The following is a 20836-nucleotide window of genomic DNA, read 5'->3' on the forward strand; positions in this document are numbered from 1 at the left end:
AGGAGCAGTTCGAACACGACGCTCGACACGTTCGTACGCCATGACTCGACACGCTCGCACGCCTGAGGGGTGGACCCAGCCGTGAACGACAGCGCAGGGACGCCCTCCGGACCGGAGGGGCAGGATCCGGAGGGGTCGCCCACCGGACGCGGAGCAGGGCCGGGGCTGGGCGCGTCGCCCACCGGGACCGGTGTCATACGCCGCCGGCGGCGCTGGCTGCGCTACACGGCGATCGGCGTCGCCGTCGTGGTGCTCGGCGCCGTCGGGGCCGGCTGGGCGGCGTACGAGAAGCTGAACGCGAACATCACGCCGGACGAGGCCGCCGCCGCCGAGCTCGCCCGCTACGAGAAGGAGCGGCCCACCGCGCTGGTGCGGGACGCGCAGAACATCCTGCTGATCGGTTCGGACTCGCGCTCGGGCGACGGGAACGGGAAGTACGGCCGGGACTCCGGGACCGAGCGGTCGGACACCACGATCCTGCTGCATCTCGCGGCGGACCGGCGCAGCGCGACGGCGGTCTCGCTGCCCCGCGACCTGATGGTGGACGTGCCGAGCTGCCGGCGACCGGACGGCACCCGCACCCAGCCCATGTTCGCGATGTTCAACTACGCCTTCGAGGTGGGCGGTTCGGCGTGCACGATCCGCACCGTCGAGAAGCTCACGGACATCCGCATCGATCACCACATGGTCATCGACTTCCACGGCTTCAAGGACATGGTGGACGCCGTCGACGGCGTCGAGGTGTGCCTGAAGGACCCCATCACCGACAAGGACGCCAAGCTGAAGCTGCCCGCCGGCAAGGTCGAGCTCGACGGCGAACAGGCCCTCGGCTACGTGCGCGCCCGCAAGAGCATCGGCAACGGCAGCGACACCGACCGCATGGACCGCCAGCAGCGCTTCCTCGGCGCGCTCGTCAACAAGGTGCGCAGCAATGACGTCCTGCTCAATCCCGCGAAGCTGTACCCCGTCCTCGACGCGGCCACCTCGTCGCTCACGACGGACCCCGGCCTCGCGAGCCTGCGCGGGCTGTACGACCTGGTCCGGGGCATGCGCGACATCCCCACGAAACGCATGCAGTTCCTGACGGTGCCGCGGACGTCGTACTCCGGCAACGCCAATCGCGACCAGCTCGTGCAGCCCGCGGCGCGGGAGCTCTTCAGCCGGCTGCGCTCGGACACACCCGTGGAGGTCTCGAAGGACCTGCCCGAGGACTCCGCCCAACTTGCGGGGAAAAAGGGCGTGAAGACCACTTCGCCCCCAATATCCTGCTCCTGCCCCGCGTCCGATGACAATGCGGAGTCGGGCGGTGACGACAAGTCGAGGGGAATCCCGGCGGGCGACTCCAGCGGCAGCCCGAAACCCGTGCCGACTTTCCGGGGGAGCACGGCGGCGGAGGACGCCTGCGGGTAAAGCGCACACCAAGCCGAGGAACTGTTGCGCTAGAAGTCTCTGAGAAATGGGGCGGATTGCCCGCTTGTAGGGAAGTTGAATTTGTCACGGCCGTCGCTCCACGCTGAACTGGGCGGATAGTGTGAGCGATCCGGTGCACCCGGCCACGAGGTCCGTCCTGGGGGTCGCGCACTGCTTGACCAGACCCGAGCGCCTTTTGAGGGGGGAAGGCGCCGCGTGGCCCCGACGGAGGATTCAGACAACCGTGGACGCGCAAGGCCGTGGGCGGGCGGACAACATCGACCCCGCAGACCAGTGGGTACTCAACCCGAACACCGGCGAATACGAACTGCGACTGAGCCCTTCCGCACCGCAGTCGGGAGTGCCCCGGCCGCGGAGGGGATCTCCTTCGGGAGCGCGCGCCCGCACCGCACCGGGGCGTGACCGCGAGGCGCCGGGCCGGTCCCGCGAGGCGCCGGGCACCGATGTGCCCGGCCCGCGGCGGCGGCGTGCGGAGCCCCCGGAGCCCGCTCCGGGACGCCGGCGTTCGCGCACTCAGCGCAAGCCGAAGAAGTCGAAGGCGAAGAAGATACTGCTGTGGACCGGCGGCATCATGGCGTTCGTGCTGGTGGGGGTCTCGGCCGCCGCCTACGCCTACCTCAAGCACCTCGAGGGCAACGTCAACACGACGGACATCGGCAGCTCGGGCAAGAGCGGCTTCAGCAAGGACGACGCCTTCAACATACTGATCATCGGTACGGACAAGCGCACCGGTAAGGGCAACGAGGGCTACGGCGACAAGGGCAGCGTCGGTCACGCCGACACGAACATCCTGCTCCACGTCTCCAAGGACCGGACGAACGCGACCGCGATGAGCATTCCGCGCGACCTCATCGTCGATATCCCGGAGTGCAAGTCCAAGCAGCCGGACGGCAGCGAGAGGATCATCCGGGGCACCGACAACGTCCGCTTCAACACGAGTCTCGGACAGTACGACCGCAACCCGGGCTGCACGATGGACACGGTCAAGGCGGTGACCGGCATCACGGTCGACCACTTCATGATGGCCGACTTCAACGCGGTGAAGACGCTGACCAGCGCGGTCGGCGGCGTCAACGTGTGTCTGGCCAAGGACGTCAACGACCCCGACTCGCACCTCAAGCTCTCCAAGGGCGAGCACACGATCGAGGGCGAGCAGGCCCTCGCCTTCGTGCGCACCCGGCACAGCTTCGGCAACCAGGGCGACCTGGACCGCATCAAGGTGCAGCAGCAGTTCCTGGGCTCCCTGATGCGCAAGATGAGCTCCAGCGACACCCTCACCAGCCCCACCAAGCTGGTCAAGCTGGCCGAGGCCGCCACCAAGGCGCTGACCGTGGACACCGGCATCGGCAAGGTGAGCACGCTCAAGGACATGGCCCTGGAGCTGAAGAAGGTGCCGACGAAGAACATCTCGTTCACCACGGTGCCGGTGCTCGACAACCCCGCGGACGGTGTCGTCCACAAGACGGTGATCGTGAACCCGACGACGGGTCCCGAGGTCTTCGACGCCATCAAGAACGACGTGTCGTTCACCGCGGTGAAGCAGAAGCAGAAGAAGGAGAAGGCCTGGGTGGCCGCCCGTCTCAAGGGCTCCCGGTCCGCCGCCGCCGACATCCGCGTCGACATCTACAACGGCGGTGCCGCCGCCGGCTCCGCACAGGAAACTCTCAACTGGCTGCAGAACGACAAGGGCGTACTCAAGGCCAGCCAGCTCGGAAACGCAGGTGAAACACTGAGCAGGACGACCCTGGAGTACTCTCCCGACCAGGCCGACCAGGCACGCAAACTGGCGGATCTCATGGGGTTGCCCGCTTCCGCGATGAAGCCGGGCGAGAGCGAGAAGAACTCACAGGGTCTGCCCGCGATCGTGCTGACCCTGGGCAAGGACTTCAAGGGTGCCGGGGTGCCGATAACGGCTCCGACGAAGGCACCCGAGGTGGACAAATCCACCGCGGACAAGACGGTGTGCGCCAGCTGATGACCTGACGGGTCCGTCAAGCGTCTAAAAGGACGCGAGACGTGTGCGACCGGACGTGAGAAGTGCCCCACCGGGCCCGGGAAGTGCCCGGCGGGGCAGGAGGAACGTCCGGACGGGCACGGGACGGACCCGTTTGTCAGGCGCAGGGTGGGGAGGGGCAGGGAGATGTCGCAGAGCAGTGTGCGTGGGGAGGCAACACGACCACGCGTCCGGCGAGCCGGCGAACCCGGCTGGGACGACAGTCTGTACGAGGAGAACGGCGAACGCGTTCAGCCGGCCGGCGACAAGGGGAGTCGTACGGCCGACGACACGGCACCGCGGACGCAGGGCAGACACGGCGGCGGCGGTGGCCGCCGGCACGGGGGCGGGGGGCGCCCGCGACGCCGGCGCCGCATACTGCGCTGGTCGGCGACGGTCCTGGCCCTGCTGATACTCGGCACGGCCGGCGCCGGTTACCTCTACTACCGGCACCTGAACGGCAACATCAAGAAGGACGACCTCAACATCGGCGACCAGAAGGACCGCGCCGCCAAGCCCAAGCCGAACTCGGCGGGCCAGACGCCGCTGAACATCCTGCTGATCGGTTCGGACGCGCGGGACTCCGTCGAGAACCAGAAGCTCGGCGGCGCCAAGGACACCTTCGGCGGGGCACCCCGCGCGGACGTCCAGATGCTGCTCCACGTCTCCGCGGACCGCAGCAACATGTCGGTGGTCAGCATGCCGCGCGACACCCTGCTGAAGATGCCCAAGTGCACCGACCCGGACAACGAGAAGACGTACGCCGCGAGCACCTCGCTGGTGATGACGAACGACTCGCTGGGCCGCGGCGGCCCCGGCTGCACGGTCGCCACCTGGGAGAAGCTGACCGACATCCACATCGACCACTTCATGATGGTCGACTTCGCGGGTGTGGTGTCCATGGCCGACGCCATCGGCGGCGTGCCGGTCTGTGTGGACGCCAACATCTACTCGCACACCTCCAGCGGGCACGGCTCCGGTCTGAAGCTGGAGGAGGGCACCACGGCCATCAAGGGCAAGCAGGCCCTCCAGTGGCTGCGGACGCGGTACGGCTTCGAGGACGGCAGCGACATCGGCCGGACCAAGGCCCAGCACATGTACATGAACTCGATGGTCCGCCAGCTGCGGGAGAACGCCACCCTCAGCAACCCCAACAAGCTCCGCAAGCTCGCCGAGACCGCCACCAGCGCGCTGACCGTCGACGACGGCCTCGGCACGGTGTCGAAGCTGTACGACCTCAGCAAGGAGCTGAAGAAGGTCCCGACGGACCGCATCACCATGACCACGATGCCGTGGGTGTACTCCTCCGACGGCAACCGGGTGCTGCCCAAGCCGACGGACGCGGCGAAGCTGTTCCGGCTGGTCCGCGAGGACATCGCGCTGGACGGCAAGGACAAGAGGAAGAAGACCGAGGAGAAGACGTCGTCGGACCCGGCCGCCGCGGACGACCAGATCGGCGTGACGGTGCAGAACGGCACGCGGACCTCGACGCTGGCCCCGGTCGGCGGGCGCGCGAGCGCGATCGCCCAGCAGCTCACCGGCAAGGGCTTCACGCAGGCGCGCGCCGACACGACGACGGCGACCACCGAGGCGACGACCGTCATCCGCTACCCCGCCGCGGACCTGGAGGGTGACGCCCTGCGGCTCGCCAAGGCCCTCGGAATCCCGTCGAGTGCGGTGGAGAAGTCGACGCAGGTCTCCGGCATCACGCTGGTCGTCGGCGCCGACTGGCGCTCGGGCACCGCGTACAAGGCGGCCGAGGACGACGACAAGACACCGAAGTCGGCCGACGCCCTCAACGGCTCGGACACCTCGGCCTGCATGCACGTCGACCCGGACTACACCTGGTAGCGGTCGCGGCACGGACGAACAGGGCCCCTCCCGCTGCCGGGAGGGGCCCTGTTCGTGTGTGTGACGGCTCAGCGGGAGCCGAGCACCGCCGGACGGCGGGACGCGATGACCTTCTTGGCCAGCGCCTTCGGGCTGGTGAGGAAGCCCCAGCCCCACGACATGTGCATGGTGGCGAGGGCGACGGGGATCTGCGCCCGGGCCTTCAGCGGGAGGCCCTTGCCGGCCGGCAGCGAGCCGAGCGTGATGGCCGCGAGGTAGCCGGCGGGCACGACGAAGCCCCAGGGGGTCAGCGCCGCGCCCACGACCAGGCCCGCCGCCATGGCGCACACCGCGGTCGGCGGCGCGAGGTAGCGCAGGTTGATGGAGCCCTCGTGGTAGCGCGCGACGACGTGCCGCCAGCGCCCGTAGTCCTTGTACTGCTTGGCGAGCGCCTTCACGGAGGGCCGCGGCCGGTAGGACACGCGCAGTTCGGGCGAGAACCAGATGAGGCCGCCCGCCTCCCGGATCCGGAAGTTCAGCTCCCAGTCCTGGGCGCGGATGAACTCCTCGTTGTAGCCGCCCTGCTGCTCCAGCGCCTCGCGCCGGAAGACGCCGAGGTACACGGTCTCGGCGGGGGCGGCGTCGCCGCCCGTGTGGAAGGCGGCGTTCCCGACACCGATCTTCGAGGTCATCGCGGCGGCGACCGCGTGCTCCCAGTCGTTCTCGCCCTCGGCGTGCATGATGCCGCCGACGTTCTGCGCGCCGGTCTCCTCCAGGAGGCGCACGGCGGTCGCGATGTAGTTCGGCGACAGGATGCCGTGGCCGTCGACGCGCACCACGACGGGATGCCGCGACGCCTTGATCGCGGCGTTCAGGGCGGCGGGGGTACGGCCGGTCGGGTTCGGCACGGTGTGCACCCGCGGGTCGTCGCGCACCAGCTCGGCGGCGATCTCGTCCGTCCGGTCCGTGGAGGGACCTAGGGCGATCACGACCTCCATCTCGCCGTCGTACTGCTGCGCCAGGATCGCTTGGACGGCCCCGCGCAGATGCCGCTCCTCGTTGAGGACGGGCATGATCACAGACACGGCGGGGGACCGCACGTCAGACTTCTCGCTCATCGGGCGTCACGTTACCGCGAATGGGGGACACGGGCGCGCGCCGCCCGGCCTAAGGCGCGGGCCGCAGATCGTATCGGCCTACGGTGCTCACGGATCCCCACGCCCAGGGCCTGCCGGAGGTGTCCCCTTGCCCACGCCGCGCCGCTCCCCCGCCCGCCCGCAGCGCCACCCGCAGCCGCCCCGCGCGCGTAGGCCGGACGTGCGGTCCTCCGGACGGCCCCCGGCGCGGCGCAGGAAGCCGCGCTGGGCCATGCGGATGGCGACGACCCTGTCCGTGGTGGTCCTCGCCTCGGCGGGCATCGGGCACGCGGTGGTCACCAGCCTGGACGAGGACATCGCCCGGGTCGACCCCTTCAGGGACATGAAGAACCGGCCCGAGGCGGGCCACGGCATGAACGTGCTGCTGGTCGGCACCGACGGCCGGGACAAGATCACGGAGACGGAGCGGCGCACGTACCGGCTCGGCGGCGCGCCCTGCCACTGCACGGACACGATCATGATCGTGCACATCTCGGAGGACCGGGAGCGGGCCAGCGTGGTCAGCCTGCCGCGCGACTCCTACGCCGAGACACCGGCGCACACCGACGAGACCACCGGCAAGCGGCACGGCGCGCACCCGCTCAAGCTCAACGCGGCGTACGCGGAGGGCGGCCCGAACCTGACCGTGCGCACGGTCGAGAACATGACCCACGTGAAGATCGACCACTATCTGGAGGTCGACTTCACCAGCTTCATGAAGACGGTGGACGTGCTGGGCGGCGTCCGGGTCTGCACCACGCAGCCGCTGAAGGACTCGTACACGGGTCTCGACCTGGCGGCGGGCTCGCACCTGCTGAACGGCGGACAGGCGCTCCAGTACGTACGGGCGCGGCATGTCGACGGGGCGTCGGACCTGGGCCGGATGCAGCGCCAGCAGCGCTTCCTCGCGGCGCTGGTCGAACAGGCCACGTCGTCCGGGGTGCTGATGAACCCGATGAAGTTCCGCGACGTGACCCGGGCCGTGCTCGGCTCGGTCCGTGCGGACAAGGGCTTCGGCACGGACGAACTGCTCGACCTCGGCCGGGCCATGCGGAACTTCTCCCTCTCCTCGTCCGAGTTCACCACCGTGCCGATCGGGCAGATGGGATACGTCGTCAAGGGCATCGGCTCGACCCTGAAGTGGGACGGGGCGAAGTCGCGGAAGCTGTTCACGGCGCTGCGCGACGACAAGCCGCTCGCGACGCCCCCGCCGCACCGGTCCGAGGCGCGGCGGGTCGACGTGTCGCCGCAGCAGGTCCAGGTGCAGGTGGAGAACGGGACGGGCACGGCGGGCCTCGGCAAGCGCGTCGACAGCGCGCTCGCGTCCACCGGGTTCCGCACCACGCGCCGGCCCACCAACGCGGCGGACCGGACCGCCCGGCGCACCGTCGTCTCCTACGACCCCCGCTGGGACCGCTCTGCGAAGTCGCTGGCGGCCGCGCTGCCCGGTGCCGAGCTGCGCGAGGTCAAGGGACAGGGCGCGGTGCTGAAGGTGACCGCCGGGTCGGACTTCGAGAAGGTGAAGCGGGTGCGGGCGGACGACCCCTACCAGGGCGATTTCGGGGCGACGACGGGCGACCAGGTGGTGTGTCCGTGACCCCTGCGCGCGGAGCCGTCCCGGAGCCGGCGGGCCGGCGGCCGGGCCGGCGGGCGGCCGGCTCCGTAGAATGGGGTGGGGACGGTCAGTCGTCGAGGCCCTCGGCGGCCCGCTTCTCGCGGAGCTCCATGATCGCCCGGCGGCGGGCAAGCCGATGGGTGCGGCGGATCTGCGCCTCCTGACAGCGCCGCTCGTCGCGCTCGGTCTCCGGGAGCACCGGAGGCACCCGCCGGGGCTTGCCGTCCGCGTCGACGGCGGCGAACACGAGATAGGCCGAGCCGACCTGCTGGGGTGGCGTGGACTCGTTCCAACGCTCCGCGAGGACGCGGACACCCACCTCCATCGAGGTACGACCGGTCCAGTTCACCTGAGCCTTCACATGGACGAGGTCACCCACGCGGACGGGCTCCAGGAAGGCCATCTCGTCCATGGAGGCGGTGACGGCGGGCCCGCCGGAGTGCCGCCCGGCCACCGCGCCCGCCGCGTCGTCGACGAGCTTCATGATCACGCCACCGTGCACCGTTCCGAGAAGGTTGGTGTCGTTGTGGGTCATGATGTGGCTGAGGGTGGTCCGCGACGCAGATGTCGGCTTGCCCGGAATATCAGATTCCGGGTTGGGGGCCTGGTTCGTCATGGCGTCCACCTTATGCCGCGCCGCGCAAGGGGTTGCTTTGCATCAGCTCTGCAACAGGCGTGACCCAGATCTCCCCCGTCTCTTGTAAGACACACCGTGCGGCCCTGCACACTGGTCCGCATGAACGATTGGCCCGACGCGTGGTCCGACGAGAACCGCGGCAACCGCTACGGACGCGGCAGCGCAGGCGCTCAGCCCGAGAGCGCCCGCGTCATGCGGCAGGTCCGGCGCGGCCCCGCCGCCCCGTCCTACGGTGTGCCCCAGCAGCCGACGTATGTCGACGGGCAGGGGTACGACGACGGGTACGGCGACCGCGGTTATGACGACGGCTACGACTCCGGGTACAACTCGGGCCAGGTCTACGGGAACCCCGGCGGCCCGCAGGGCCCCGGCCCGGGCGGGCCCGGCAGACCCGCGCCGAACTGGCGACGCCGGATCAAGTGGACCGCGATCACCCTGGTCACGCTGCTGGTCGTGGTCTCCGTCTCCACGTACTTCTGGGCCGACTCCAAGCTCCACCGTGACGTGGATCTCTCGAAGGTCATCGACCGGCCCGAGGCCGGCGAGGGCACGAACTACCTGATCGTCGGCTCCGACAGCCGCGCCGGCATGTCCGCCGAGGAGAAGAAGAAGCTGCACACCGGGTCCGCCGAGGGCAAGCGCACGGACTCGATGATGATCCTTCACGTCGGCGGCAACGGCGACACCCTGATATCCCTGCCGCGTGACTCGAACGTCACCATTCCCACGTTCCGCGGGTCCGAGTCCGGCAAGATCAAGGGCCCACTGGGCGCGAACAAGCTGAACGCGGCCTACGCGTTCGACGGCCCGACGCTTCTCGTGCGCACCATCGAGTACAACACCGGTCTGCACATCGACCACTACGTGGAGATCGGCTTCGCGGGCTTCGCGAACATCGTCGACGCGGTCGGCGGCGTCGAGATGAACCTCGACAAGGGCTTCAAGGACAAGTACTCCGGCGCCGACTTCCAGGCAGGCAAGCAGACCCTCAACGGCGAGCAGGCCCTCGCCTTCGTCCGCACCCGGCACGCCTTCGCGGCCTCGGACCTCCAGCGCACGAAGAACCAGCAGAAGTTCCTGTCCGCCCTGGCGCACCAGGTCGCGACGCCCTCGACCGTCCTGAACCCCTTCAAGCTCTACCCGACCATGGGCGCGGGCCTCGACAGCCTCACCGTCGACAAGGACATGAGCCTGTGGGACCTGGGCGAGATGTTCTGGGCGATGAAGGGCGTCACCGGCGGCGACGGCAAGTCCATGAACATGCCGATCTCCGGCTCGGTGAACGGCAACCTCGTCTGGGACAAGGCGAAGGTGAAGACGCTGGTGAGCCAGCTCAAGAACGACGAGAAGGTCACGGTCTCGGGGAACTGAGCCGGTCCCCGGCCGTTCCTCCCGGACAGACCACCGGGCCCCGCCGATCCATTCGGCGGGGCCCGGCCGCGTCCGGGGTCCCGACGGCCCCGCGGGGCCGGGGTGCGTGACCGGGTGGACGGGCGAGGTCACATCGTGGCGCCCGCCATGCTGCGGCACATCTGCGCGCAGCGGCGACAGGACTCGGCGCAGCGCATCATCTGCGGGTCGTCCGGCATGGCCATGCACGCCTCGGCGCACATCTCGCACGCCTTGGCGCACATCTCGCACATCTCGGCCGACATGGGCGAGCGGCGCATCATCATGTCCGCGCACATCCGCGTCATCTCGGAGCAGTCCATGAGCGCGCGCATGATCTGCATCTGGGCCTGGCCGCCCATCTGCATGCAGGAGCTCATGGTCTCTTCACAGACGCCGTGGCAGGCCATGCAGGCCTGCACGCAGTCCTGCATCTCCTTGCTCATGGCCGTCATCGTTCCGGGCTGGTTCATGGTCATGGCTGTGCTCCTGGGCGTGATGGGGCCCGGGACGGGCCCCGTTCCCTACCGTGGTACGCCCGGTGGGCACCTCGCGCCATCGGGCGGACGCGAAGGGTCCGCCCCGCGTGCCGTGCCCGCGAGACGGCGAAAGCCCCCGGAAGCATCCGGGGGCTTTCGCCTGCGATACGCCGTCCGGCTGTCGGCGACGGCCTCGCGCTAGGGAAGGTTGCGGGCCATCACGATGCGCTGGACCTGGTTGGTGCCCTCGTAGATCTGGGTGATCTTGGCGTCGCGCATCATGCGCTCGACCGGGTAGTCACGGGTGTAGCCGTAGCCACCGAGCAGCTGGACGGCGTCCGTGGTGACCTCCATGGCGACGTCCGAGGCGAAGCACTTGGCGGCCGCACCCAGGTAGGTGAGGTCGGCGTCGCCGCGCTCGGAGGCCGCGGCCGCCTGGTAGGTGAGGGCGCGGGCGGCCGAGATCTTCATGGCCATGTCGGCCAGCATGAACTGGATGCCCTGGAAGTCGGCGATCGGCTTGCCGAACTGCTTGCGCTCCTGGACGTAGCCCTTGGCGTAGTCCAGGGCTCCCTGCGCGATGCCGAGGGCCTGCGCCGCGATCGTGATCCGGGTGTGGTCCAGCGTCTTCATCGCGGTGGCGAAGCCGGTGCCCTCCTCGCCGATCATGCGGTCGGCGGGGATGCGCACGTTGTCCAGGTAGACCTCGCGCGTCGGGCTGCCCTTGATGCCGAGCTTCTTCTCCGGAGCGCCGAAGGAGACGCCCTCGTCGGACTTCTCGACGACGAACGCGGAGATGCCCTTCGAGCGCTTCGCCGGGTCGGTCACCGCCATGACCGTGTAGTACTCGGAGACGCCCGCGTTGGTGATCCAGCGCTTCACGCCGTTGAGGACGTAGAAGTCGCCGTCGCGGACCGCCTTCGTCTTCATGCCGGCCGCGTCCGAACCCGCGTCGGGCTCGGAGAGGCAGTACGAGAACATGCCCTCGCCCTTGGCGAGCGGGGCCATGTACCTCTTCTTCAGCTCCTCGGAGCCGGAGATGATGACGGGCAGCGAGCCGAGCTTGTTCACCGCGGGGATCAGCGAGGAGCTCGCGCAGACACGGGCCACCTCCTCGATCACGATGACCGTGGCGAGCGCGTCGGCGCCGGCGCCGCCGTACTCCTCGGGGACGTGCACGGCGTGCAGGTCGCCCGCGACCAGGGCGTCGAGCGCCTCCTGCGGAAAACGGGCCTCCTCGTCCACCGCTGCGGCGAACGGCGCAATCTTCGCCTCGGCCAGCGAACGGATCACGTCCCGGAGCATGTCGTGCTCCTCGGACGGGCGGTACAGGTCGAAATCAGCCGATCCGGCCAAGGTCTCTCACGCTCCAAGGGACGCTGTGATGGTGGCGCTAACTACCGTTAAGTAACCCAAATTTTAGAGCTCCTCCCCACGCAAGTGATACGTGAGTTTGGCGACAGGGGAAAAGTGCCTGTGAAGGCGCCCTTCCAAGCCCCGGCTATGCTCGGGCGCGCACCTACGTCGCACACTCCAGGAGCACCCATGGCCCTCAGGATCACCGTGATCGGAACCGGCTATCTCGGCGCCACGCACGCGGCGGCCATGGCCGAACTCGGTTTCGAGGTGCTCGGGCTCGACGTGGTGCCCGAGAAGATCGAGATGCTCCAGCGGGGCGAGGTCCCGATGTACGAGCCGGGACTCGAGGAGTTGCTGCGCAAACACGTCGCGGGCATCGAGGGGTCCACCGGGCGGCTGCGGTTCACCATGGACTGGGCGGAGGTCGGGGAGTTCGGCGACGTCCACTTCGTCTGTGTGAACACTCCGCAGAAGCATGGCGAGTACGCCTGTGACATGTCGTACGTCGACGCGGCCTTCGAGTCGCTCGCGCCGCACCTGCACGGCCCGGCCCTGGTCGTCGGCAAGTCCACGGTACCCGTCGGCTCGGCGGACCGGCTGGCCGCACGGCTCGCGCAGCTCGCGCCCGCCGGCGAGGACGCCGAGCTCGCCTGGAACCCGGAGTTCCTGCGGGAGGGCTTCGCGGTGCAGGACACGCTGCACCCCGACCGGATCGTGGTGGGCGTGCGCAGCGACCGGGCGGAGAAGCTGCTGCGCGAGGTGTACATGGCGCCGGTCGCCAAGGGCTCGCCGTTCGTGGTGACCGACTTCCCGACCGCCGAGCTGGTGAAGACGTCCGCGAACTCCTTCCTCGCCACCAAGATCTCCTTCATCAACGCCATGGCCGAGGTCTGCGAGGCCGCGGGCGGCGACGTCGCCCGGCTGGCCGAGGCGATCGGGTACGACGAGCGGATCGGGAAGAAGTTCCTGCGGGCGGGGATCGGCTTCGGCGGCGGCTGCCTGCCCAAGGACATCCGCGCCTTCATGGCACGCGCCGGCGAGCTGGGGGCCGACCAGGCGCTGACCTTCCTGCGCGAGATCGACTCCATCAACATGCGGCGCCGCGGGCAGATGGTCGAGATGGCCCGGGAGGCGCTCGGCGGTGGTGCCTTCCTCGGCAAGCGGGTCGCCGTGCTCGGCGCGACGTTCAAGCCGGACTCGGACGACGTGCGCGACTCGCCCGCCCTGAACGTCGCCGGGCAGATCCACCTCCAGGGCGGCCAGGTCACCGTCTACGACCCGAAGGGCATGGAGAACGCACGGCGCCTCTTCCCGACGCTGGGGTACGCCGACACCGCCGTCGAGGCCGTGCGTGGCGCCGATGTCGTGCTGCACCTGACGGAGTGGCGCGAGTTCCGCGACCTGGACCCGGCGGAACTCGGCGAGGCCGTCGCGGCCCGTGTGCTGCTGGACGGGCGCAACGCGCTCGACCCCGAGGTGTGGCGCCTTGCCGGGTGGACCTACCGGGCGATGGGCCGCCCGACCGCCTGAGACAGCCGTAGCGGCGCGCCGGACGCCGGCGACCCGGAAGAAAGGGTGACGCCGGTCCGGCCGAGGCTCAGTCGGCCGGACCGGCGTCAGTCGCATTCTGCACCACTTCGCCGCCGGCACGAGCGGCGACCGCCCGACTCACCACCGCGGCGGGCTACTTGGCGCGGTACCGCCGCATCTTCGCGCGCGCCCCGCACACCGACATCGAGCACCAGCGACCGCGGCCGGCGGGGCTGCGGTCGTAGTACGCGAAGTGGCACTCGGGCAGTTCGCAGGCCTTGAGGCGGAGCCAGGTGCCGTCGGTGAGCGCCTCCCCCACCGCCGCCGCCACGCGGGACAGCAGCGGCCCCGCGTCGGCCGGGGCGAGGACGGCCGAGCCGTCCCGTTCGTCGACCGCCACATACAGCGGCGCCCGCGCCAGCAGTTCGCCCAGGGGCGTCACCGCGCGGTGCGGCGGGTGTCCGGCGTGCGCCAGGCACACGGCCCGCAGGGACTCGCGCAGTTCCCGTGCACCGGCCACGTCCCGCTCCGTGACGCCGAACGCGGCCCGCCCGTCGGCCGTGTCGAGCAGATCGGCGCCCGACCCCAGGTCCACGGTGTTCACCAGCGCCTCCACGAGGGCCAGCCCTCCGGGCGCGGGCGCCCTTTCACTCATCGTCGCGACCTCATGCTTGCGACGTTACCCCCAATGCGACAGTATCCAGTAACCATCGTTACCGCTTGGGGCCGTCTACGGGTAACTCACCCCTCAGCGGTCCACGAGCAACCGATCCCCCTGGGAGGAAGCCAATGGCTCTCGCCAACCTGGGCGCCGTCGTCCTGGACTGTCCCGACCCCCGCGTGCTCGCCGGGTTCTACGCCGAGGTGCTGGGCGGCACGGTCCAGGGCGAAGGCGACTGGATCGACCTGGAGGTGCCCGGCGGACGGGCGCTGGCGTTCCAGGCCGCACCCGGACACGTACGGCCGAAGTGGCCCGCGCCCGACGCCTCGCAGCAGTTCCACCTGGACCTGACCGTGGAGGACCTGGACGCGGCCGAGAAGGGCGTCCTGGCGCTCGGCGCGACACCGCTCGACGCGGAGGACCGCTCGCGCACCTGGCGCGTGTACGCCGACCCGGCCGGACACCCGTTCTGTCTCTGCGCCTGCTAGTGCCGCGGCCTGTTGCGGCACCGGCGGGGCCCTGGCGGAGGAGTCGTCAGCCGTCCAGTTCCGCGATCTTCGCCGAGGACGGCTCGCGGCGCTGCTGGGCGGCGCGGGCCGTGAAGTCCGCGCTGCGCAGCACCCGCTGGACGTTCCCCCAGGTGAGCAGGGCGAGGTCGGACTCGGACCAGCCGCGGGAGATCAGCTCCGCGATCAGCCGCGGATAGCAGGACGCGTCGGACAGGTCCTGCGGATGGGCGGCCCCCGAGTCGTACGTCCCCGAAAGGCCGACACACTCCGCGCCCGCGAGGACGCGGATGTGGTCGAGGTGGTCGGCGACGTCGCGCACGGACGGGCCCGCCTGCTCGGCCGTCAGCGGGACGAGGCACAGGCCCTTGGCGGCGCCCAGCTCGATGAGGACGTCGTCCGGCAGGTTGACCGGGTGGGGGCGCAGCGCGCGGGCCGCGGAACGGGTGAAGACCACCGGAGCCTTGGAGACCGCGAGAGCACGGCCGGTCGTGGCGTCCGAGGTGCCGGAGAGGTCGGCGAGCACCCCGAGCCGGTTCATCTCCCGCAGCACCTCCTCGCCGAACCGGGTCAGGCCCGCCTCGCTCGCCCAGGAGGCGCCGGCCAGCGTGAGCACCCGCAGGCCGAGGGTGTGCAGCGCGCGCAGGATGCCGAGCGAGTCGCCGAGCGCGCCGGCTCCGGCGGGTCCGAGCACGACGGCGACGCGGCCGCAGTTGCGGGCGTCGGTCAGACCGGAGGCGCTGTACGTCACGCGCAGGCCCTCGGGATGCGCCCGCACCAACGCCTTCACCAGGTCCAGCTGTTCCAGGGTCGCGCCCACGGCACGGTCCCCGGCGAGACCCTCCGGCAGGTGCAGCGAACAGAACACGGCACCGACGTGCCCCGCGCGCATCCGGGGCACGTCGGTGTCCACGGCGGTCTCGCCGAGCTCCAGGTCGTACCAGGGAAGGTGTCGCAGCACCCAGGGAAGACCGCTGTAGCCGTCGGCGACGGGGTGGGCGGCGAGGAAGGTGTGGGCCCGCTCCAGCGCGTCGCCTCCCACCGTGCCGGCCGGCCCGGGCGTGCCGAGGAGCGCAGGCTCCGACTCCGGCCAGACGGCGGGCGGGTCGAGCTCGCCCACCTCGGAGGTGAGGTGCAGTTCGTCCTGCAGTTCTGCCATGACGGCCTCCGCTGGGTGGACGGTGATCGCGGTAACGCCACCGTTGCACGGTGCCCGGAGGGCTTCCTGGTGGGTGGAGCGTTCGGGGGTAACGCCGCCGGGGCGGCTCTGCCCGCCGTACGTCCTACGGGTGTGCCCGCGGGCACACCCGTAGGACGTACGTCAGCCGTCCAGCTGCTCCAGCGTCGCGTTCGACGGGCCGCGCCGCGCCTTCAGGTCGCGGGCCACGTCCTCGGCCGCGCCCAGCACGCGCACCGAGTTCTGCCACGTCAGCTTGGCCAGATCGGCGGACGACCAGCCGCGGTCGAGCAGTTCGGCGACCAGGTTCGGGTAGCCGGACACGTCGTCGAGGCCGTGCGGGGTGAAGGCCGTGCCGTCGTAGTCGCCGCCGATGCCGAGGTGGTCGATGCCGGCGACCTCGCGCATGTGGTCGAGATGGTCGGCGACCGTCGCCACCGTCGCGACGGGGCGCGGGTTGCTCTCCTCGAACACGCGGTGGATCTTCATGCCCTCGGCGGTCGTGTCCAGGTGGTGGAAGCCGTGGGCCCGCATGTTCTCGTCGGCCGCGGCCGTCCAGTCGACCGCCGCCTGGAGGACGAACTTCGGCACGAACGTCACCATCGCCACACCGCCGTTGGCGGGCAGCCGCTCCAGGACGTCGTCCGGGATGTTGCGCGGGTGGTCGCACACCGCGCGCGCCGAGGAGTGGGAGAAGACGACCGGCGCGACCGACGTGTCCAGCGCGTCGCGCATCGTCGTCGCCGCGACGTGCGAGAGGTCGACGAGCATGCCTTCGCGGTTCATCTCGCGCACGACCTCGCGGCCGAAGGCCGACAGGCCGCCCACGGTGGGCACGTCCGTCGCCGAGTCCGCCCACGCGATGTTGTCGTTGTGGGTGAGGGTCATGTAGCGGACGCCCAAGGCGTACAGGCCCCGCAGCACGGCGAGCGAGTTGTCGATGGAGTGCCCGCCCTCCGCGCCCATCAGCGAGGCGATGCGGCCCTCCGCGCGCGCCGCCTCCATGTCGGCGGCGGTCAGCGCGGCCCTCAGGTCCGCCGGATGACGGTCGATCAACTGCCGTACGCAGTCGATCTGTTCCAGCGTCGCGGTGACGGCGCCCGGAAGATCGGAGCGGACGTACACCGACCAGTACTGCGCGCCGACCCCGCCCGCGCGCAGACGGGCCAGGTCGGTGTGCAGGTGTGCGCTCTGGTCGGCGGCGATGTCCCGGGCGCCCAGGTCGTAGCGGACCTGTTCGCGCAGCGCCCACGGGAGGTCGTTGTGCCCGTCGACGACCGGGAACTCGGCGAGCAGCTCACGGGCCCGGCCGAGGGACGGGGACGGGGCGGAACCGGTGGACACGGACGAGGACGTCATCCGCGTCACTTCCCGAAGCCGAAGCCGCTGTTCGCGCCCTCGACCTTGGTCCGCAGTCGCTTGCCCTTCTCCGTCGCCTGGTCGTTCAGCTCCTGCTGGAACTCCCGCATGCGGCCGAGGAGCTCCTCGTCGTGCGCGGCGAGCATCCGCGCCGCCAGCAGACCCGCGTTGCGCGCGCCCGCCACCGAGACCGTCGCCACCGGCACGCCCGCCGGCATCTGCACGATCGACAGGAGCGAGTCCATGCCGTCCAGGTACTTCAGCGGCACCGGCACCCCGATCACCGGCAGCGGGGTGACCGACGCGAGCATCCCGGGCAGATGGGCGGCACCGCCCGCACCGGCGATGATCGCCTTGAGCCCGCGCTCCGCGGCCTGCTCGCCGTAAGTGATCATCTCGCGCGGCATGCGGTGCGCCGAGACGACGTCCACCTCGTACGGGATCTCGAACTCGTCGAGGGCCTGTGCGGCGGCCTCCATGACGGGCCAGTCGGAGTCCGACCCCATGACGATGCCTACAACGGGGCTCATTCGGTGATCGTGCCTCTCAGGTAGCCGGCTGCGTGCCGGGCGCGCTCAAGGACGTCGTCCAGGTCGTCGCCGTAGGTGTTGACGTGACCGACCTTACGGCCGGGCTTCACGTCCTTGCCGTACATGTGGATCTTGAGCTGGGGGTCGCGGGCCATGCAGTGCAGATACGCGGAGTACATGTCCGGGTAGTCGCCGCCGAGGACGTTGACCATCACGGACCACGGGGCGCGCGGGCGCGGATCGCCCAGCGGCAGGTCGAGGACCGCGCGGACGTGGTTGGCGAACTGGGAGGTGATCGCGCCGTCCTGGGTCCAGTGGCCGGAGTTGTGCGGGCGCATCGCCAGTTCGTTGACCAGGATGCGGCCGTCGCGGGTCTGGAACAGTTCGACGGCGAGGTGGCCGACGACGCCCAGCTCCTTGGCGATGCTCAGGGCCATCTGCTCGGCCTTGAGCGCGAGGGTCTCGTCGAGGCCCGGGGCGGGCGCGATCACCGTGTCGCACACGCCGCCGACCTGCTGGGACTCGACCACCGGGTAGGCGACCGCCTGGCCGTGCGGGGACCGCACGACGTTCGCCGCCAGCTCCCGCACATAGTCGACCTTCTCCTCGGCGAGCACGGGGACACCCGCGCGGAACGGGTCCTCGGCCTCCGCCACGGAGTCCACGACCCACACGCCCTTGCCGTCGTATCCGCCGCGGACCGTCTTGAGGACGACGGGGAAGCCGTCGCCCTCAGCCGCGAACGCGGCGACGTCCGCGGGATCGCTCACGATGCGGTGCCGCGGGCACGGCACTCCGATCGCGTCGAGCCTCGCGCGCATCACACCCTTGTCCTGGGCGTGCACGAGCGCGTCGGGCCCCGGGCGGACGGGGATGCCGTCCGCCTCCAGAGCACGCAGGTGCTCGGTGGGTACGTGCTCGTGATCGAAGGTGATCACGTCACAGCCCCGCGCGAAGTCACGCAGCGTGTCGAGGTCGCGATAGTCGCCGACGACGACATCGCCGACGACCTGCGCCGCGGAGTCCTGAGGGGTGTCACTGAGGAGCTTGAACTTGATGCCGAGCGGGATGCCTGCCTCGTGTGTCATACGAGCGAGCTGACCGCCGCCGACCATGCCGACTACCGGGAACGTCACCCTCCAAGAGTATCGGCCGCGCCACTGTGGCCGGATTCCGCGCCCGTACGCGACCGTCTCCCCGCTGCCGGACGCGACTTTTCTTACCTGTGAGCCCTTGCACAGGCATCGCGGAAGGGGGCTGGATAGCATGGCTGAGTTGACATACTCGACCGTCGTAACCGACGACGTATCCACCGACGGGGGCTGGCGACACCATGGGCAGTGCTTCTACGGGGTCTCGTCCGGGGCCCCGCAGCGCGGTTCACCGCCGGTTCGACCTGCTGATGCGCGAGGTCGCCAAGTTCGGTGCGGTCGGCGGGGCGGGGCTGCTCGTCAATCTGCTGGTGTTCAACCTCGTACGCCATCTCACCGGGCTCCAGGTCGTGCGGGCCAGTGTCATCGCCACCGTCGTCTCCATCGTCTTCAACTACATCGGGTTCCGGTACTTCACCTACCGTGACCGCGACAAGAGCGGGCGCACCAAGGAGCTGACGCTCTTCCTGCTGTTCAGCGCGGTCGGCCTGGTCATCGAGAACGGCGTGCTCTACGCCGCGACGTACGGCTTCGGCTGGGACAGCCCGCTGCAGAGCAACGTCTTCAAATTCATCGGCATCGGTGTCGCGACGCTCTTCCGCTTCTGGTCGTACCGCAGCTGGGTGTTCCGGGCGCTGCCCGGCCGGGAGACCGTGGCCAGCGCGGAGGCGATCCTCGACGCGCAGCCGGCGCGGACGCGGGCGCGCGCCGACATCTGACCCCCCCCCCGCGCTCACGGGCGCGTCAGCGGACCGTCTGCTCCGGTTCGTCGAGCGAGGGGCGCTTGAGCGGGGTGCGGGACAGGAACAGGCCGAAGACCGGGGGCTGCGCCTGGAGCATCTCCAGACGTCCGCCGTCCGCCTCCGCGAGGTCCCGGGCGACGGCGAGGCCGATACCTGTGGAGTTGCGCCCGCTGATCGTGCGCTCGAAGATGCGGGCGCCCAGGTCGGTGGGGACACCGGGTCCCTCGTCCGTGACCTCGATGACGGCCTGGTTGCCGGTCACGCGCGTCCGCAGCGCGACGGTGCCGCCGCCGTGCATGAGCGAGTTCTCGATCAGCGCCGCCAGGACCTGCGCGACCGCCCCGGGGGTGCCCACCGCCCGCAGGTGCCGCTTGCCCGAGCTGACGATGGCGCGGCCGGCGCTGCGGTAGGCCGGGCGCCACTCCTCCAGCTGCTGCTTGATGACCTCGTCCAGATCGAAGGAGACGGCGGAGCCGGTACGCGGGTCGCGGGCGTTGGTGAGCAGCCGCTCCACGACGTCCGTGAGGCGCTCGACCTGTGTCAGCGCGATCGTCGCCTCATCCTTCACCGTGTCGGGGTCGTCGGTGACGGTGATCTCCTCCAGCCGCATGGACAGTGCCGTGAGCGGCGTCCGGAGCTGGTGGGAGGCGTCGGCGGCGAGGCGGCGCTCGGCGGTCAGCATCCGTGCGATGCGCTCCGCGCTGCCGTCCAGGACGTCGGCGACCCGGTCCAGCTCGGGGACGCCGTACCGCTTGTGGCGGGGACGCGGGTCGCCCGAACCGAGCCGTTCCGCGGTCTCGGCGAGGTCGGTGAGCGGCGAGGCGAGCCGGTTGGCCTGCCGCACGGCCAGCAGCACGGCGGCGACGATCGCCAGCAGCGCCACCGCGCCGATGATCAGGAGCGTCCGGCCGACCTCCCTGGTGACGGACGAGCGCGGCTCCTGGACGGTGACCGTCTCGCCCTCCTCGCCCCGGGCGGTGTAGTGGATGATGTCGCCGGTCGGCTTGGTGCCGACCTCGATGGGGGCGCGGCCGGGGATCTCGATCACGGCGTACCGCTCGTCCGTGACCTGGTCCTTGAAGGTCTCCCCGGTGATCTTCTCGTCGCCGAGGATGCGGCTGTCCACGATGCTGGCCAGGCGCAGCGCCTCGGAGTCCACCCGCTCCTGGGCGCTGTTGCTGATGGTGCGGGTCTCGACGATCACGAGGGACACGCCGAAGACGGCGATCACGACGAGTACGACGGCGAGCGTGGACTGGATGAGACGGCGACGCACGGGGCCCTCCGGGCAGGTGGCTGTACGTGGTCCA

18 protein-coding genes are annotated in these 20836 nt (G+C 70.3%); 8 read left to right on the top strand and 10 right to left on the bottom strand.

Annotation, left to right across the window (positions count from 1 at the left end):
* The first annotated feature begins 81 nt into the window (after positions 1-81).
* From H305_RS47510 to H305_RS0130805, 3 genes are all read left to right on the top strand, one after another.
* A complete protein-coding gene (locus H305_RS47510) occupies positions 82-1410 on the top strand; it encodes an LCP family protein (protein WP_078629326.1) in 1329 nt (442 codons plus the stop codon).
* A gap of 244 nt (positions 1411-1654) precedes the next feature.
* Positions 1655-3406 carry an LCP family protein gene (locus H305_RS0130800; protein ID WP_078629327.1) on the top strand — a complete coding sequence of 584 codons (1752 nt, stop codon included), beginning with the start codon at positions 1655-1657 and terminating at the stop codon, positions 3404-3406.
* Positions 3407-3571: 165 nt separating this feature from the next.
* Positions 3572-5275 (top strand): LCP family protein, encoded by a 1704-nt coding sequence (locus H305_RS0130805; protein ID WP_028803841.1) that lies wholly within the window; start codon positions 3572-3574, stop codon positions 5273-5275.
* 68 nt (positions 5276-5343) lie between these two features.
* Here H305_RS0130805 and H305_RS0130810 read toward each other — a convergent pair whose 3' ends face one another.
* Positions 5344-6372, bottom strand: a complete 1029-nt coding sequence (locus tag H305_RS0130810) for a glycosyltransferase family 2 protein (protein WP_028803842.1) — start codon at positions 6370-6372, stop codon at positions 5344-5346.
* Positions 6373-6622: 250 nt separating this feature from the next.
* Here H305_RS0130810 and H305_RS0130815 point away from each other — a divergent pair, with 250 nt between their 5' ends.
* Positions 6623-7987, top strand: coding sequence for an LCP family protein (locus H305_RS0130815; RefSeq protein ID WP_028803843.1), 1365 nt, complete (start codon positions 6623-6625; stop codon positions 7985-7987).
* 85 nt (positions 7988-8072) lie between these two features.
* Here H305_RS0130815 and H305_RS0130820 read toward each other — a convergent pair whose 3' ends face one another.
* Complete coding sequence (locus H305_RS0130820; RefSeq protein WP_028803844.1) at positions 8073-8621, bottom strand: acyl-CoA thioesterase; 549 nt, start codon at positions 8619-8621, stop codon at positions 8073-8075.
* A gap of 120 nt (positions 8622-8741) precedes the next feature.
* Here H305_RS0130820 and H305_RS0130825 point away from each other — a divergent pair, with 120 nt between their 5' ends.
* Positions 8742-10013: an LCP family protein gene (locus H305_RS0130825; protein ID WP_028803845.1), complete on the top strand. Its 1272-nt coding sequence runs from the start codon at positions 8742-8744 to the stop codon at positions 10011-10013.
* Between the two features lie 128 nt (positions 10014-10141).
* On the opposite strand, the gene H305_RS0130830 is transcribed toward H305_RS0130825, so the two are convergent.
* Both H305_RS0130830 and H305_RS0130835 read right to left on the bottom strand, forming a co-directional pair.
* Complete coding sequence (locus tag H305_RS0130830) at positions 10142-10510, bottom strand: four-helix bundle copper-binding protein (protein WP_028803846.1); 369 nt, start codon at positions 10508-10510, stop codon at positions 10142-10144.
* Between the two features lie 198 nt (positions 10511-10708).
* On the bottom strand, positions 10709-11866 hold the full coding sequence (locus H305_RS0130835; RefSeq protein WP_028803847.1) for an acyl-CoA dehydrogenase family protein: 1158 nt from the start codon (positions 11864-11866) through the stop codon (positions 10709-10711).
* 189 nt (positions 11867-12055) lie between these two features.
* Here H305_RS0130835 and H305_RS0130840 point away from each other — a divergent pair, with 189 nt between their 5' ends.
* The gene (locus H305_RS0130840) at positions 12056-13399 is read left to right on the top strand and encodes a UDP-glucose dehydrogenase family protein (protein ID WP_028803848.1); all 1344 of its coding nucleotides are present in this window, start codon (positions 12056-12058) and stop codon (positions 13397-13399) included.
* A 154-nt stretch (positions 13400-13553) separates the two neighbouring features.
* Here H305_RS0130840 and H305_RS0130845 read toward each other — a convergent pair whose 3' ends face one another.
* Positions 13554-14054, bottom strand: a complete 501-nt coding sequence (locus H305_RS0130845) for a CGNR zinc finger domain-containing protein (protein ID WP_028803849.1) — start codon at positions 14052-14054, stop codon at positions 13554-13556.
* Positions 14055-14188: 134 nt separating this feature from the next.
* Here H305_RS0130845 and H305_RS0130850 point away from each other — a divergent pair, with 134 nt between their 5' ends.
* Positions 14189-14548, top strand: a complete 360-nt coding sequence (locus H305_RS0130850) for a VOC family protein (protein WP_028803850.1) — start codon at positions 14189-14191, stop codon at positions 14546-14548.
* 46 nt (positions 14549-14594) lie between these two features.
* Here the strand turns inward: H305_RS0130850 and H305_RS0130855 are convergent, their stop codons facing one another.
* The 4 genes from H305_RS0130855 to H305_RS0130870 form a co-directional block, all read right to left on the bottom strand.
* Positions 14595-15725 (bottom strand): dipeptidase, encoded by a 1131-nt coding sequence (locus tag H305_RS0130855; RefSeq protein ID WP_028803851.1) that lies wholly within the window; start codon positions 15723-15725, stop codon positions 14595-14597.
* A gap of 162 nt (positions 15726-15887) precedes the next feature.
* Positions 15888-17102 carry a dipeptidase gene (locus H305_RS0130860; RefSeq protein ID WP_051371133.1) on the bottom strand — a complete coding sequence of 405 codons (1215 nt, stop codon included), beginning with the start codon at positions 17100-17102 and terminating at the stop codon, positions 15888-15890.
* A gap of 5 nt (positions 17103-17107) precedes the next feature.
* Entirely contained in the window at positions 17108-17632 is a 525-nt protein-coding gene (purE, locus tag H305_RS0130865; protein WP_078629328.1) for a 5-(carboxyamino)imidazole ribonucleotide mutase, read from the bottom strand.
* Positions 17629-18768, bottom strand: a complete 1140-nt coding sequence (locus tag H305_RS0130870; protein ID WP_028803854.1) for a 5-(carboxyamino)imidazole ribonucleotide synthase — start codon at positions 18766-18768, stop codon at positions 17629-17631. The genes purE and H305_RS0130870 overlap by 4 nt, the downstream gene beginning before the upstream one ends.
* A gap of 197 nt (positions 18769-18965) precedes the next feature.
* On the opposite strand from H305_RS0130870, the gene H305_RS0130875 reads away from it, so the two are divergent.
* Positions 18966-19502 carry a GtrA family protein gene (locus tag H305_RS0130875; RefSeq protein ID WP_028803855.1) on the top strand — a complete coding sequence of 179 codons (537 nt, stop codon included), beginning with the start codon at positions 18966-18968 and terminating at the stop codon, positions 19500-19502.
* 25 nt (positions 19503-19527) lie between these two features.
* On the opposite strand, the gene H305_RS0130880 is transcribed toward H305_RS0130875, so the two are convergent.
* Positions 19528-20802, bottom strand: coding sequence for an ATP-binding protein (locus H305_RS0130880; protein ID WP_028803856.1), 1275 nt, complete (start codon positions 20800-20802; stop codon positions 19528-19530).
* Positions 20803-20836: the final 34 nt, after the last annotated feature.

The sequence above is a fragment of the Streptomyces sp. 142MFCol3.1 genome, assembly GCF_000424945.1.
GTDB lineage: Bacteria > Actinomycetota > Actinomycetes > Streptomycetales > Streptomycetaceae > Streptomyces > Streptomyces siamensis.